This window comes from Anthropogastromicrobium aceti (assembly GCF_020687335.1).
GTDB lineage: Bacteria > Bacillota > Clostridia > Lachnospirales > Lachnospiraceae > Anthropogastromicrobium > Anthropogastromicrobium aceti.
The window spans coordinates 31,783-47,463 of sequence record NZ_JAJEQN010000013.1; the positions used below are offsets into that span (position 1 = coordinate 31,783).

The window sequence follows — 15,681 nt, forward strand, 5'->3', positions numbered from 1 at the left end:
AGGCTGATTGTGACATCAAGGAGTCAAAGTGTATGGGATATAATAAAAGAAACGACGAAATCAACGCCATTACCAAAGAAAGCATTGCTTTTGCCTATTGTGAATTGCTGCAAAATGAGCAGAATATCTCCGTAACCATGATTTGTGAAAAAGCCGGAGTGTCACGCAATGCCTATTACCGCAACTTCAATTCCACAGATGAAATCATCATATACTGCCTGATTTTGAAATGGGCAAAGTATTGTGAAATCAATCCTGTGCCGCCAGAAGATGGAGAAGTATTGAAGCAAAGACTGATTCAGTTCTTTTATGCGGAAAAAGAGTTCGTGCGGGCAATCAAAAAGCACGATAAAGTATATCTGATTGAGGAGCTTTTCAGAAAGGTCATTGTTCCAGCAGAAGATATTGGCATGGCAAAATACCTTCTGTATGTGGTTGCCTATTCGGTTTATGGTATCATCCGGGCGATGATTGATAATGATTTTTCGGAAACACCAGAGCAAATTTTGTCCATTAAATCTTAAACCCTTATGCAACAATCCCCTTTCCGTAAATTAACACGAAAAGGGGATTGTTATAATTTCCGAAATTCTACGGTTACTGATAATTCAAGTGAATAATGTTTTACTACCATGCTGTCAAACTGTCAATCGAATCCACCCATGCCTGCATTTCAATCCGTTCCTCCTGCCATTATTTAATTAATTTGGTATCTGTTAAATTTCTGGGTAGTACTGCATATAATGATATGAATTACATAAAATGGGTTGAAATCAGATGAATTTAAATCTTACAAAAATGCAGGGAACCGGAAACGATTATATCTTTGCAAATTTGCTTGACGTAGGCGACTCTGAAATATTTGATGAGATGAATTGGAGCCAGATGGCAATCCGTCTTAGTGATCGCCATTTCGGAATAGGTTCTGATGGCTTGATTTTCATTTGTCCATCCGATATCGCGGATTGTCGTATGCGTATGTTTAATGCAGACGGCTCAGAGGGGGCTATGTGTGGAAATGGAATACGCTGTCTGGGAAAATATGTGTATGAACGGAGTCTAATAAAGAAAACTGTAATTTGTGTGGAAACAATGGCAGGAATACGAACACTCTATCTTGATATTGAAAACGAGAATCATGTTCGATTCGTTTCTGTAGATATGGGGATTCCTATTATTTTGCCAACTATTGAAATCAATTCATTTTTGCTGACACCGGTTTCAATCGGAAATCCTCATGTTGTTTACTTTGTGCCAAATCAGCCGTCTGAGTATCCAGTTGAAAAATGGGGACCGTTTTTAGAGTGTCATTCACGATTAAAGGAACGCAGCAATGTTGAGTTTGTTCAAGTTGTTTCACAAGATCGTCTTCGTCTTCGCATTTGGGAACGTGGTTCTGGTGAAACACTCTCTTGTGGAACTGGTGCCTGTGCAGCGGTGGTTTGTGCTATACAGCAAAAGGGGTTGGAAAATAAGGTTTTGGCAGAGGTGCCAGGTGGGACGCTAACTATTAGTTGGAATGGGAATGGAGAAGCCGTTTTTTTAAGCGGCCCAGCGGAATTTGTATTTGATGTTACAGTGCATATGTAACGTGTTGTTTTGTGAATGAGTGTCCTGTGAACTGCAATATTAGGTTGCAGAGGCGCTTTGTATGTGTTAAGATAAGGCAGATGTGAAAATATCGTACAGGAGGAATTGACACAAATGCTTACTTTAAAAAATACATCTGTTATGAATTTTGAAAATGCCATTCGCGGAGCACGAAATCCGATGAATAGCTGGGGCCGCATGGATAGCCATACTGAGCCGGATGGCACTTTTGTTTTTGGACCGAATGATCTTGATCTGGCAATGCGCCTTGCAAAAGCAGGTTCTGATCATAGAAAATATCTGCGCATGGTTTTTGTCAGCGTAGATGTAACTGCACCACTTTACTGGTGGAAGGAATATGATACTTATAAGGTAGCCACTGTTGCTAACTCAACAAGTACTATGCATAAAATCCACAGCAAACCATTCTCAATTGATGACTTCTCCTGCGATCATATGACAGACGGTACAAAAAAATTTATGGAAACAGTTGTTGCCGAGCTTGAAAACATCCGTCTTCGCTTTAAGGAGACAAAATCAAAGGATGACTGGTATGACATGATCCAGCTTCTTCCAAGCAGCTATAACCAGATGCGCACCTGCACATTTAATTATGAGACATTAATCAACATTTATCGCGCAAGAAAGAATCATAAGCTAGCTGAGTGGCATACCTTCTGTGACTGGATTGAAACACTTCCATATGCAGAGCAGTTGATTACGTTTGAGCCATAATATACTCTTATAATTGAAAAGATTCGATGAGAATCTGGCTGTTTTCTTAGCTGCACAATAATGCGCGCCAATAGCTCATCAATCTCAAATAGCTTTGTGATGAAAAAACAGCGGAATGCCATTTTGCACTCCGCTGCCCTTGCCATTGTAATATTACTAATATGTCACGAATATTACAATCGTTCATTACGATAAATTACTGCTTACTGCTTCCCAGTCGTTCCAAAGCCTCCGCGGTCGCAGCCTTCTAAATGCTCCACTTCTTCAAATTGAAGTGCTGGCTGATGTGCCATAATACGAAACTGGCAAATTCTGTCATTTACGTGAATACATGTATCGCGTACCGCCATCACAGGTACTTTCCATTCGTCATGATCACCGCAGTAGCTTTCATCAATCACACCCATATGATTTGTCTGGATGAGACCGAAATTCTTAAATGTACTGCTTCTTGGAACAACATGTGCCTCGTAGCCCTTTGGAAGCTGCACTGCAATACCAAGAGAAATAAGACGAGCCTCTCCGGCCTTCATATTTACTTCCTCTGCGCTTCTTAGATCAATCCAATCAGATTTTCCGTCGATGAAACGGAGTTTTTCAATTTTGTCACTCAAATAGCGAATTTTTAATGTTTCCATGATACCTCATTACTAAAATTACAATTATTCGTATAACGGATATTTGTCAGTCAGGCTCTTAACAAGTGCCATTGCTTCTTCTTTGTTTTTCTCCATATCGTCGATAACAAGAGAGATTGCCTGTGCGACAACATCCATATCAGCTGTATTAAAGCCTCTGGTAGTAACAGCGGCTGTTCCAAGACGGATACCACTTGTCGTAAATGCAGACTGTGGGTCATTCGGTACGGTGTTCTTATTGCATGTAATGTTGGCAGCATCAAGCATCTTTTCAGCCTGCTTTCCAGTTACACCCTTATTTATCAGATTTACGAGCATTAGATGATTATCTGTTCCGCCTGATACAAGCTCAAAGCCACGATTCATAAGGCCAGAAGCAAGTGCCTGCGCATTATCAATAATTCCCTGTGCATAAAGCTTGAATGACGGATCAAGTGCTTCCTTAAAGCAAACAGCCTTTCCTGCGATAACATGCATAAGCGGTCCGCCCTGAATACCTGGGAAAATTGCCTTATTAAAATTGTACTTTTTGTTAACCTCGTTGCTGCACATGATCATGCCGCCTCGCGGTCCGCGAAGTGTCTTATGAGTGGTTGTAGTAGTTACATGTGCGTAAGGAATTGGACTTTCATGAAGTCCAGCTGCGACAAGACCTGCGATATGTGCCATATCAACCATTAAAACTGCGCCTACTTCATCTGCGATCTCACGGAAGCGCTTAAAGTCGATCTTTCTTGCGTAGGCAGAGGCACCAGCTACGATCATCTTTGGCTTGCACTCAAGTGCAATACGGCGAACTTCGTCATAATCAATAAAGCCATCTGCATTAATTCCATAAGGAACAGCGTGAAAGTACTTTCCTGACATGTTTACCGGGCTTCCATGTGTAAGATGACCACCCATGTCGAGGCTCATACCCATAAAGGTATCACCAGGATTTAATACGGCAAAAAAGACTGCCATATTTGCCTGTGCTCCAGAGTGCGGCTGCACATTGACATACTCACAACCAAAAAGTTTCTTTGCGCGCTCTCTTGCTAACTCCTCTACTACGTCAACATATTCGCATCCACCATAATAGCGTTTTCCCGGATAACCCTCTGCATATTTGTTTGTCAGAACGCTGCCCATTGCTGCCATAACGGCCTTGCTTACAAGATTTTCAGAGGCAATCAGCTCAATATGGGTACGCTGTCTTGTTAGTTCATCCGACATTGCCTGTGCCAATTCAGGGTCATACTTTTCTACTTCCTCAAATCCTAACATGTTTACTTCCTCCTTTTGCCCGCAGAATATCTGCCTTTGCTGTCACTACGATGTTGTCTTGTATTGCTGCTGTCATTGTGTTTCTTTGCATACTGCGTATTTGTATTTCTGCCCTGTTTGATATTTCTTGGTGCAATCAGACATTCCTTGCCAAAACCAATCAAATCCTGACGGCCACACTTTATAAGCGCCTCTTTTACCAGATCATAAAGCTTTGGATCACGGTATTGGATAAGCGCACGCTGCATGGCTTTTTCATGAGGATCCTTTGGAATATAAACAGACTCTCCTGTACGCGGATCAATGCCTGTGTAATACATGCAGGTTGAAATCGTGGACGGTGTCGGATAAAAATCCTGAACCTGTTCCGGCATGTAGCCTAAATCACGCAGATGCTCTGCCATCTCCACCGCATCCGTAAGCTGGGAGCCTGGATGAGATGACATTAAATAAGGAACCAGATATTGCTTGAGTCCAAGCTTTTCATTCATTGCTTTGTAGCGCTGTGTAAAACGCTTGTAGACGGCATTTTCTGGTTTACCCATATATTTTAAAACGCGGTCAGAAACATGCTCCGGGGCAACCTTAAGCTGTCCACTGACATGATACTGGCAAAGCTCCTTAAGGAAAGCATCGCTTTTATCTGCCAACACATAATCAAAACGAATACCTGAGCGGATAAAAACTTTCTTTACCTTTGGAAGAGCGCGCAGTTTTCGAAGAAGCTGGATATAATCCTGGTGGTCAACTGTAAGGTTTTTACATGGTGACGGGAATAAACACTGCTTTCCCGTGCAGACACCTTTAGTCAGCTGTTTTTGACAGGCTGGATGACGGAAGTTTGCCGTTGGACCTCCTACATCGTGGATATATCCTTTAAAATCTTTTTCCTGTGTCATCAGTTTTGCTTCGCGAATCAATGATTCATGACTTCTTGTCTGAATGATTCGTCCCTGATGAAATGTAAGAGCGCAGAAGCTGCAGCCGCCAAAGCAGCCGCGATTGCTGCAAAGTGAAAATTTAATTTCTGAGATGGCCGGCACACCGCCTAGCGCCTCGTAAGACGGATGATACGTTCTCATATAAGGAAGCTCATACACGTCATCCATCTCCTGTGTTGTAAGCGGATAGGCAGGTGGATTTTGAATGACATAAAGATGTGATCCGTATGGCTCAGCAAGCTGTTTTGCCGTAAATGGATCAGTATTGCAGTACTGCTTATAAAAGCTGGCTGCATATTGTTTCTTATCTTTTGTCAGCTCATCATATGTCGGAAGCACTAAGGCATCCGGCACACGGTCAAGTGAACGCACCTTACATACAGTTCCGCGTATAAAGGTAAGTTCACTTACAGGCAGACCGCTGTTTAATGCATCTGCAATCTCGACAATGGAATGCTCTCCCATTCCATACGAGATGATATCCGCCTGTGCTTCTATCAAAATAGAACGCTTTAACTTATCTGACCAATAGTCGTAATGTGCCAGGCGGCGAAGAGATGCTTCGATTCCGCCTAAAATAATTGGACTGTCTGGAAAATTACGGCGTATATAATTTCCATAAACAACATCTGCATAATCTGGGCGCTTTCCAATCACCCCACCTGGAGTGTATGCATCCATCTGACGTCTTTTTTTGGAAACAGAATAGTGATTTACCATAGAATCCATATTTCCAGAGGATACTAAAAAACCAAGGCGCGGTTTGCCAAACTCATGAATTGCATTATCGTCACGCCAGTCAGGCTGCGGTAATATAGCAACTTTATAGCCGTGAGATTCCAGAATACGACTTATTATGGCATGTCCAAAGGATGGATGATCTACATAGGCATCACCTGTCACATAGACAAAATCTGGCTGTTCCCAGCCAAGCCGCTGCATTTCACGGCGATTAATCGGCAGAAAGCCCATTTTTTCCTCCTTTGCTGTTTAAAGCACGGCGTCCTTTTGCCGCCTCCAATACATGCTTTGCTAAAACTGCTGTCGTTACGGCACCTACACCGCCCGGAACTGGTGTTGCCATAAAAACTTTATCTTCAATCTGTCCAAAGTTTACGTCGCCGCAAAGCATTCCATTTTCATCTACATTAATTCCTACATCAATAACAATTGTTTTTTCTGAAACAAAACGCTCATCTACCCATTTTGCTTTGCCAATCGCCGTTACGAGAATGTCGGCTTCACGGCATACCTCTGGCAGTGAAGCTGTACGGGAATGACAAATTGTTACTGTCGCATTTTCGTTTAATAAGAGCATAGATAGCGGTTTTCCTACTACAAGACTTCGTCCAAGTACAACTGCTCGTTTTCCCTGCGGCTCAATGCCATAAAAATGGATAATTTCCATGACAGCCTGCGCAGTACACGGAGCAAATGCATGTTTATCTCCTGAAAACAGCTTTCCAAGCGCTGCACTAGATATACCATCTACATCCTTTTCTGGAGCAATTGATTCAACAATCTGTGACTCATTAAGCTGTGCCGGAAGCGGACGAAACAGTAAAATGCCATCGATCGTTGGATCATCATTTATGGCAGCAAATTCTGCTGAAAAATCATCCATTGAAATGTCTGCCGGAAATACAAACAGTTTTGTCTCTATTCCAACACCACTCATTCGCTTGAGGGCACTTCTCTCATAGGAAAGATCCTCTTGTTTTTCACCTACACGAACAATGGCAAGACAAGGCTTTGTCTCACACCCTTCTAGTTCTTTTTTTATCTCATCGCGGATCGCTGCTGCGACCGGCGCACCTTTTAAGATTTGCATAGACACACTTCCTTTTTTAATTTATTCTTATGCCATAAGCTGACTGATGCTATCATGAAGCTTCATTGTTTGGGAAAGAAGCATTTTAGCTTCTTCATTAAGCTTTTGCGCTATTTCAGTGTTTTTCATCATCCCCGTGTTTGCACCGACATTTATAAAGCCTCCATTGGCAGAGGCTGCAAGAAGAGCTGCTCCTGTTACAACATCACTTAAAATCAGCTTCGAACATTTTCCTGAAAGCTCATCCAAAAGTGTCATGGCATAAGCAGAATTTTTTAAAATTTTCATAGGAGTAAGACTGGCTTGATGCAGTGCTTTCTCCAAAATCTCATCTTTTTTTGCTTTTTGCTCTGGTGTATCCTTTGGCAGTCCATACGCTTTTGAAAGCGGAAGAAAGCCTTGAGCATCCTCATTTATACAGCTAAGAAGTGTGTCCCTGCATACTGCTAACTCACCCTCAATCCTTTTGATATCCTGTTCATAGCAGGCATACTTTTTCTTTCCATGGGTCAGTGCGCAAGCCATCATTCCTAAGGCACATCCATAAGAACCTGTGCAGGCGCTTGCACCGCCGCCGCCCGGTACTGGTTCTTTTCCAGAAAGCGCCGCTGCAAACTCTTTTAAACTCAAATTTTCCATACGTTACTTGTTCCTTTACAGAAAGGAGATGCTGCTGTTTCGCAGCACCTCCTTTGGTACTTTTATTATTTCATTTTTAGTGCTTAAAGTGTCTCATTCCTGTAAACACCATTGCAATTCCATATTCATTGCACTTGTCGATGCAGTCCTTATCACGAATAGATCCGCCTGGCTGAATAATTGCAGTAATGCCTGCCTTATGAGCAGCCTCTACATTATCAGCAAATGGGAAATATGCATCAGATGCCAATACAGCACCCTTTGTTGCATCTGGTCCGATCAGCTCATTTGCATGCTCGAAGCACTGCTCAATCGCCCATACACGATTTACCTGACCAGGTCCGATACCGACAGTCTGAAGATCCTTTGCAACTGCAATACCATTTGACTTAACAAACTTAACAACCTTCCATGCAAAGAGCAGATCTTCCATCTCCTTCTCAGTCGGTGCCTTTTCTGTTACTACCTTAACATCTCCGTCAAGAAGCTTGCTGTCGATGTTCTGAACAATCAGTCCGCCATTTACCTTCTTTAAATCAAGTGCCTCTGCTGGCTGCTTTTCACTGATATCTGCAAGCTCAAGAACACGGACATTTCTCATAGAACCATCCTTCTTGAAGCTTAACATCTTCAGTGCGCCCTCTGTATAAGACGGTGCAACAATTACCTCAAGGAACATTGACTTCATATCCTTTGCAATGGTCTCATTGATTTCGCGATTTGAAACAACAATACCACCATAAATAGATACCTTATCAGCTGCAAATGCCTTCTTCCATGCTTCCTCAATAGTATCAGCACTTCCAACACCACATGGATTTCCATGCTTGCATGCAACAACAGTTGGCTCTGTAAACTCCTTAAGAAGCTCTAATGCACCATTTGTATCATTGATGTTATTAAAGGAAAGAGACTTTCCATTTAACTGCTTTGCATCAACCAAAGAACCCTTCTTCTTGCCAATTTCGCGGTAGAAAGCAGCCTTCTGATGCGGGTTTTCACCATAACGCATATCCTCAACCTTTTCAAAGGTCATAGTCAGCGTCTCTGGCAGACTGTGATCACCGCGCTCCTTCTTTAAATAATCTGCAATCATTGTGTCATAACTGGAGGTATGCATAAATACCTTCTGCATCAGATAAAACTTTGTATCAAGACTTACCTGTCCGTCTGCCTTAAGCTCTGCAAGAATCTTCTCATAATCAGATGGATCTGTCACAACAGCAACATCCTGATAGTTCTTAGCAGCAGCACGCAGCATGGTTGGTCCGCCGATATCGATGTTTTCAACAGCCTCTGCTCTTGTTACGCCATCCTTTAAAATAGTAGCCTTGAATGGATACAGATTTACAATTACCAGATCAATTGGCTCAATACCTAACTCCTTAAGCTGCTTCATATGCTCTGGGTTTGAACGCATTGCCAATAATCCAGCATGTACAACTGGGTGCAATGTCTTTACTCTGCCATCAAGGCATTCCGGGAAGCCTGTAAGTTCGGAGATCTCCATCGCCTTTACGCCAGCCTCTGCTAACTTCTTATAGGTTCCTCCTGTTGAAATAAGTTCGATCCCAAGCGCCTCTAGCTCTTTGGCAAGTTCTACTACGCCTGTTTTGTCTGATACACTGATTAATGCTCTCATTGTCCTCTCCTTCGTTTCAACTGCATATTCGATTATTTTATTCCTAGCGGCATTTTTTGCCTGCAACGAATTTATTATTACACAAATCTTCATAGAATGCAAGTATAAAAGAATCCAAAAAGTTTAAGAAAGAAGATTACTTTCAGTAAATTTTGTACTGCTTTAAATAGTTACAAAAAAAAGAAGGAATTTCGCCCACCAATTGGTTTGCTTAATTCCTTCTTAATATCAAATTAGTATCAAAATTTATTAGAATCAGATATCCTTAAAATCTGTTAAAGAAAAATCATCATCGTCATCATCTGAATAAATATCTTCTGGAGTTGTGCTCTCTACTTCGATGAAATCATCTTCAATCGGTGAGCTTTCTGCTGCATGAAGACTATTTAACTGCTCGCTGATCTTATCAATATCAGCTGCTGCAACGTTTGACTGTGTTGAAGATGTGCTCTGTGTTACATCATCAAGATCATTTAACTCTGCAGGAGCCTTATCAAAAATCTTAGTCTCGCCAGATGGACGGGAATCAGCTGGTCTAGTCGGACGCTGCGGTCTTTGCTGTGCATTTGTCGGTCTAGCCGGACGCTGTGCTCTTGGAGCAGCTGTCTCTGGTCTTCTAGCCGGTCTTGCCTGGCTAGCAGTCTGTCCTGCTTGTCTTGAAGGCTGCTGTCTTACAGGTCTTGCCCCCTGTGTACGCTCAGAACTTTCTTCTCTTGATACACGTGTAACCTTAGATGTAGTTGTACTCTGCTCGAAACCTCTGTCAGAATTTCTTGGCACACGACGTACACTGGAAGTACCTTCCTCACGGCCTTCTGTCATTCTTGTATCACCCATATTCTCGCTGCGTACTCTTCTTGTAGATGGCTGGCTTGATCTTGGTCTTGCCTGCTGTGCACGTGTCTTAGCTGCGTTCTCAAGCTCAGTAACCTTCTTATTTGCTTTCTTAAGCTTAGAAGACTTTGAGATCATACGGATAAAGAAAATCAGCATTAGTAATGTCACAGCTCCCAATGCTGCAACACCGATCATACCATACTTCTCTACCTTTTCCTTCAGATTGTTATAATTTTGCTGCTGCAGATTTGCAGAATTATTTAATTTCTCAATCTCATCACTATTCTGGGAAGACATGGAATTATAGTCTTCCTGTAAGCTTGAAAGCTCTGCACTTAAGCTGTCTGCTGATGCCTGCAGATCAGTATCAGGATCAGCTACATAGCGAAGGCAGGAACCATTTGATCCATCAAAACGATAAAAGCCCTGATTTCCATCAGAATCCTGTGCATAAATCAGATACATATTTTCGTCACCAGCTGCTGATTTAAACCATGCTGGAACAACGCGGCCGCTGACATTAATATCTACACGCTCATATCCGCTTGGAACAGTTACATCATCATTAGGAAGAACAATTGCATAAGAAGTTGTTACAGATGTAAATGCTACATATGGGATAGCCTTATCCGTCTCCTCATTGTATACATACCATACAACGCTTGAATCATCCTGTACAACTGGCAGCAGATAAAGTCCTGTTGCTGTCTTAGCAGCGTTGCATACATTTCCATGATAAGTATACGTAATTTGCTCAGAGTCTGCCGGAAGTGTTACTCCGTCAAGTGACTGTGCAATATTTAATTCCTGTGTCGTATTATCTGTTATTTCCTGAGATTCTTCCTGACTCTCAGCGTTTGAATCCTGTTCTTCTGCGTTTGTCTCACCATCAGTCTCAGCTGATGCTTCAACTGACTCGGTTGCGACTTCGTCTGCGAAAACCGTTGCTGCAGGAACAGCTACGGTCATGCATGCTGCCATAAACAGCCCTGCAAAACGTCTCATGTTTTCATCCTCCAAATTATCTGTTCTTTTTTTTTGTTGCTTTGTTTTATCAACATTTACCGTACTTGTCTATACTAAAGCACAAAATGTGTTCTGTCAATAGATTTGCTTGAATTGTTAAGATAATTGCAAGAAACCAGAATTAAAAAGAACCCCTCAAAGAGGAGTTCTTTTTTGTATTATGCCTCATCAATGGCCTTTCCGATATCATGTCTCATATACTTATTGTCAAATGAGATCCACTCGGTTGCCTGATAAGCTTTTGAACGCGCTTCCTTTAGATCTTTTCCTGTTGCTGTCACACCAAGAACTCGTCCTCCGTTTGTCACAAATGTATCGCCCTGCTTCTTTGTTCCAGCATGGAATACAAAGTAATCATCTTTGCCATCAAAAGCTTCAAGACCGGAAATTGGAAGACCCTTTTCGTAGTGAACTGGATAGCCGTCAGATGCCAAAACAACACATACAGCTGCATTATCCTCAAACTGAAGATCAATTTTGTCAAGTGTCTGATCAATGCAGGCTTCGAACAGATCCACAATATCATTCTTCATACGTGGAAGAACAACTTGTGTCTCTGGATCTCCGAAACGCGCATTATACTCAAGCACCTTTGGTCCTTCTTTGGTCAACATAAGTCCAAAGAAAATGATACCCTGGAAGGTACGTCCTTCAGAACGCATTGCATCAACCGTTGGCTGATAGATATGCTCTCTGCAGTATGCATCAACTTCTTTTGTATAAAATGGACTTGGTGAGAAGGTTCCCATACCACCTGTGTTTAAGCCCTGATCGCCGTCTTTTGCGCGCTTGTGATCCTGTGCGCTTGTCATTACCCGATAGGTATTTCCATCTACAAAGGTAAGAACAGAAACTTCTCTTCCTGTCATAAATTCTTCAACAACAATAGTATCACCGGCAGCACCAAACTGCTTGTCAAGCATCAGTGTCTTTACACCTTCCATGGCTTCTTCTCTTGTATTGCAGATTAAAACGCCCTTTCCAAGTGCAAGTCCATCAGCCTTTAATACGATTGGCATTTTCGCAGTTTTTAAATATTCGATTGCATCCTCTGGAGAATGGAAATTCTCATATGCGGCAGTTGGAATACCATACTTTTTCATGAGATCCTTGGAAAAAGCCTTGGAACCCTCCAAAATTGCTGCATTCTTGCGAGGTCCAAATACACGCAGGCCTCTCGCCTCAAATACATCAACAATGCCGCCTACAAGCGGATCATCCATACCTACAACTGTAAGATCAATGCCGTTTTCCTGTGCAAAATCAGCCAGCTTGTCAAATTCCATGGCAGAAATCGGAACACACTCAGCGATCTGTCCAATTCCGGCATTTCCTGGTGCACAATATAACTTCGTTACCTTTGGGCTTTTACTTAGCTTCCATGCAATGGCATGCTCTCTTCCGCCACTTCCTATAATCAGTACCTTCATATTGCCTGCAACCTTCCTTCACTTTTTATTTACTCTTTGATATGGGCAATTCCATTTTCAACCGATATTTTTCCATTTGCAATCAAATCAATTGCCTTTGGCAAAATAACCCACTCTGCCTGTTCCATAACACGGCGCTGCAAAACTTCTGGTGTATCGCCTTCTTCAATCATTACTGCCTTTTGCAAAATGATTGGTCCATTATCAAGTACCTCATCCACAAAATGAACTGTAGCACCTGTCACTTTCACACCGCGCTTTAGTGCCTTTTCGTGTACTGTCAGGCCATAATAACCCTTTCCGCAAAAGGACGGGATTAAGGATGGATGAATATTGATAATCCGGTTGTGATATTTTTCAATCAGCTTTGGCGGGATATACATAAGACAGCCTGCAAGTACGATCAAATCAACTTTGCTTTCTTCAATCACCTCAAGCACGGCATCGTTAAATGCCTCTCTGTTTTCAAACTGTTTTGGAGACAGCGCTTTGGCAGGAATCCCTGCCATTTTTGCACGCTCCAATGCATATGCCTTACGGTTGTTTGAAAAAACGAGTGCGATCTCGGTGTTTGTGATTTCGCCAGACGCGATCTTGTCAATTATAGCCTGCAGATTGGTGCCTCCACCGCTGACTAACACTGCGATCTTTAACTTACTCATTTTAAGATAACACCCTTCTCTCCAGCTTCAATGCTTCCAACACGGTATGCCTTCTCACCAGCTGCCTCGATAGCTGCGATGGCTGCATCTGCCTGTGCCGGATCCACTGCGATAACAAGTCCCAGACCCATGTTGTAGGTGTTGTACATCATCTGCTCATCAACGTTTCCCTTCTTTGCCATTAAAGTGAAGATTGGCGGAATCGGGTAGCTGTTCTTCTCGATTACAGCAACGGTGTCATCCTTGAGCATACGCGGGATATTCTCGTAGAAACCGCCTCCAGTAATATGGCTGCATGCCTTTACCTTTACGCCAGCATCCTTCATACTCTTCATTGCCTTTACATAGATGCGGGTAGGTGTGAGCAGTGCCTCACCAAGAGTCTTTCCTAATTCATCATAGTAGGTATCAAGACTTTCCTTTGTCATCTCAAAAATCTTACGAACAAGAGAGAATCCATTTGAATGAACACCACTGGAAGCAACGCCAATTAAAACATCGCCTGCCTTAAGATCCTGTCCAGTGATCATATCCTTTTCATCAACAATACCAACTGCAAAGCCAGCCAGATCATACTCTTCCTCTGGCATCAGACCTGGATGCTCAGCAGTCTCACCGCCGATCAATGCTGCATCAGACTGTAAACAGCCCTCAGCTACACCCTTTACGATATCTGCAATTTTTTCCGGATAATTCTTTCCACATGCGATATAGTCAAGGAAAAACAGCGGCTCACCGCCAGCACATGCAATATCATTTACACACATTGCCACGCAGTCAATACCGATCGTGTCATGTTTGTCCATTAAGAAAGCAAGCTTTAACTTAGTTCCAACACCATCTGTTCCAGAAACAAGAGTTGGCTTTTCCATCTGCTTGAAACGCTCCATAGAAAATGCTCCTGAAAATCCGCCAAGTCCGGTTAATACCTCTGGTCTAAGTGTTTTCTTAACGTGCTCCTTCATCAGTTCAACTGACTTGTAACCTGCCTCAATGTCAACTCCAGCGTGCTTGTAATCCATGTTGATCTCCTTCTGCTGCTTTTTGCAGCACTTATGTAGTAGTGATGTGGTATACGTGTTTTGTGATTTTTAATTTGTGCGAGTCATTTTTAATAATTATTTTGACTGCATCTGCTTTAAATACTCGCTGTAACCGATGCTTTCCAGCTTTGCAGCCTTTTTCTCAACGGTTTCCTTCATATTTGTAGCGTAAGCCTCAAGGCGGTCTGCCAGTGCTTCATCATTTGTAGCAATGATTTTTGCTGCAAGAATACCTGCATTTAAAGCACCGTTAATGGCAACAGTGGCAACCGGGATTCCCGGAGGCATCTGGCAGATAGAGAAGAGTGCATCCATGCCGTCAAGTGCTTTTGCCTGAATCGGAACGCCAATTACAGGAACGGTTGTCATAGCGGCAACCATGCCTGGAACATGAGCTGCTCCGCCGGCTCCTGCAATGATTGCTTTTAAACCTCTTTTTCTTGCCTGTCTTGCATATTCATACATTCTGTCCGGAGTCCGGTGTGCAGAGATGATGCTAAACTCATACGGGATCTCCAGTTTGTCTAAAATCTCTGCTGTCTTACTCATGACACCAAGGTCAGAGTCACTGCCAATGATAATACCTACCAATGGTTCCATTTTGATTCCTCCTAGTTGTTATTATGATGGTAATGCTATTTTGGTGTTGCTTAATCTATCACTTAGCCATAAGGCGAAGCTGTGTAGTCATTTGCTCCCACTGTTTTTTTTGCCACAAAGTCAGCAGAAAGCCTTCATTTACAGGTGTATCAATAGATACCTGCTTTGGAAACAGGTTTATATAGCAGTCAAAACAATTTGTGTTTTCAGGCTGAGAAAAGACTTTTTTTACTGACTGAAAAAAGCGCTCCTCAAAGCGTTTTCCCAGATAAAGTCCACAGTCCCACATATGCTGCTGCCATTGTTTTAGATTGTTGTCCTGTAATGTACTAATTAAAAAGGGACCGCCAAATGTAAGCGAAACATTATTAGAAAGCAGTACCGCATGCAGCTGTACAAATAGTTCACAGTAATCACTGTAAAACCAATACAGTGCATCACGTATCTGCTCAGGTCCGTCATGCTGCGCTGTCATCAAAAGAATCTGTGAAAGAAGCTCCCTGTTAACGCAGGTAAACTCGTCACGCAGCTGCTCATCAATCTGGCTGCCGTATGTTGTCAGCAGGCAGTTTGCAGCGTATAGCTGTGCATAAAGAAGACACAGATAAACACCGTTTTTATGTCCTAGTGTTTCGCGGCATACACGATAGCTTAAGTATGCGTGTGATTCTTCGCTGATTTTACAGCCAAGTGCCAGCTCACAGCAGGAATGGAAAAAATCATTCTGCTGCACAAGTTCATCTTCCAGCCTTTTTGTAACGAGTGCTAACCTTTCCTTTCTATTTGATGTCATAGACAGTT

At 42.5% G+C, this 15,681-nt stretch carries 15 protein-coding genes; 3 read left to right on the forward strand and 12 right to left on the reverse strand.

What is annotated here, in order from left to right; genetic code table 11:
• Positions 1 to 32: 32 nt before the first annotated feature.
• From LKD48_RS06750 to LKD48_RS06760, 3 genes are all read left to right on the forward strand, one after another.
• A complete protein-coding gene (locus LKD48_RS06750) occupies positions 33 to 524 on the forward strand; it encodes a TetR/AcrR family transcriptional regulator (RefSeq protein ID WP_066561870.1) in 492 nt (163 codons plus the stop codon).
• A 253-nt stretch (positions 525 to 777) separates the two neighbouring features.
• Positions 778 to 1,590 carry a diaminopimelate epimerase gene (gene dapF, locus LKD48_RS06755; protein ID WP_066561872.1) on the forward strand — a complete coding sequence of 271 codons (813 nt, stop codon included), beginning with the start codon at positions 778 to 780 and terminating at the stop codon, positions 1,588 to 1,590.
• Positions 1,591 to 1,704: 114 nt separating this feature from the next.
• Positions 1,705 to 2,325 (forward strand): hypothetical protein, encoded by a 621-nt coding sequence (locus tag LKD48_RS06760; protein WP_066561874.1) that lies wholly within the window; start codon positions 1,705 to 1,707, stop codon positions 2,323 to 2,325.
• A gap of 203 nt (positions 2,326 to 2,528) precedes the next feature.
• Here LKD48_RS06760 and LKD48_RS06765 read toward each other — a convergent pair whose 3' ends face one another.
• The 12 genes from LKD48_RS06765 to LKD48_RS06820 all read right to left on the reverse strand — a co-directional run bounded on the left by LKD48_RS06765 (position 2,529) and on the right by LKD48_RS06820 (position 15,673).
• Positions 2,529 to 2,963, reverse strand: coding sequence for a dUTP diphosphatase (locus LKD48_RS06765; protein ID WP_118612824.1), 435 nt, complete (start codon positions 2,961 to 2,963; stop codon positions 2,529 to 2,531).
• Positions 2,964 to 2,987: 24 nt separating this feature from the next.
• Positions 2,988 to 4,229 (reverse strand): serine hydroxymethyltransferase, encoded by a 1,242-nt coding sequence (gene glyA / locus LKD48_RS06770; RefSeq protein WP_227100466.1) that lies wholly within the window; start codon positions 4,227 to 4,229, stop codon positions 2,988 to 2,990.
• Between the two features lie 2 nt (positions 4,230 to 4,231).
• Entirely contained in the window at positions 4,232 to 6,142 is a 1,911-nt protein-coding gene (locus LKD48_RS06775) for a YgiQ family radical SAM protein (protein ID WP_308731563.1), read from the reverse strand.
• Positions 6,123 to 7,001, reverse strand: coding sequence for a bifunctional 5,10-methylenetetrahydrofolate dehydrogenase/5,10-methenyltetrahydrofolate cyclohydrolase (locus tag LKD48_RS06780; RefSeq protein WP_308731564.1), 879 nt, complete (start codon positions 6,999 to 7,001; stop codon positions 6,123 to 6,125). The genes LKD48_RS06775 and LKD48_RS06780 overlap by 20 nt, the downstream gene beginning before the upstream one ends.
• 27 nt (positions 7,002 to 7,028) lie before the next feature.
• Complete coding sequence (locus tag LKD48_RS06785) at positions 7,029 to 7,640, reverse strand: cyclodeaminase/cyclohydrolase family protein (RefSeq protein ID WP_308731565.1); 612 nt, start codon at positions 7,638 to 7,640, stop codon at positions 7,029 to 7,031.
• Positions 7,641 to 7,716: 76 nt separating this feature from the next.
• Complete coding sequence (gene purH, locus LKD48_RS06790; RefSeq protein WP_227100462.1) at positions 7,717 to 9,282, reverse strand: bifunctional phosphoribosylaminoimidazolecarboxamide formyltransferase/IMP cyclohydrolase; 1,566 nt, start codon at positions 9,280 to 9,282, stop codon at positions 7,717 to 7,719.
• A gap of 255 nt (positions 9,283 to 9,537) precedes the next feature.
• Positions 9,538 to 11,124: a DNA topoisomerase 2-like domain-containing protein gene (locus LKD48_RS06795; RefSeq protein ID WP_308731566.1), complete on the reverse strand. Its 1,587-nt coding sequence runs from the start codon at positions 11,122 to 11,124 to the stop codon at positions 9,538 to 9,540.
• A gap of 179 nt (positions 11,125 to 11,303) precedes the next feature.
• Positions 11,304 to 12,575, reverse strand: coding sequence for a phosphoribosylamine--glycine ligase (gene purD, locus LKD48_RS06800; protein WP_066561887.1), 1,272 nt, complete (start codon positions 12,573 to 12,575; stop codon positions 11,304 to 11,306).
• 29 nt (positions 12,576 to 12,604) lie between these two features.
• Positions 12,605 to 13,237, reverse strand: a complete 633-nt coding sequence (purN, locus tag LKD48_RS06805) for a phosphoribosylglycinamide formyltransferase (protein ID WP_262535846.1) — start codon at positions 13,235 to 13,237, stop codon at positions 12,605 to 12,607.
• Positions 13,234 to 14,259: a phosphoribosylformylglycinamidine cyclo-ligase gene (purM, locus tag LKD48_RS06810; protein ID WP_066561891.1), complete on the reverse strand. Its 1,026-nt coding sequence runs from the start codon at positions 14,257 to 14,259 to the stop codon at positions 13,234 to 13,236. The genes purN and purM overlap by 4 nt, the downstream gene beginning before the upstream one ends.
• Positions 14,260 to 14,355: 96 nt before the next feature.
• Positions 14,356 to 14,880: a 5-(carboxyamino)imidazole ribonucleotide mutase gene (purE, locus tag LKD48_RS06815; protein ID WP_066561898.1), complete on the reverse strand. Its 525-nt coding sequence runs from the start codon at positions 14,878 to 14,880 to the stop codon at positions 14,356 to 14,358.
• Positions 14,881 to 14,938: 58 nt separating this feature from the next.
• A complete protein-coding gene (locus LKD48_RS06820; RefSeq protein ID WP_262535847.1) occupies positions 14,939 to 15,673 on the reverse strand; it encodes a hypothetical protein in 735 nt (244 codons plus the stop codon).
• Positions 15,674 to 15,681 lie beyond the last annotated feature (8 nt).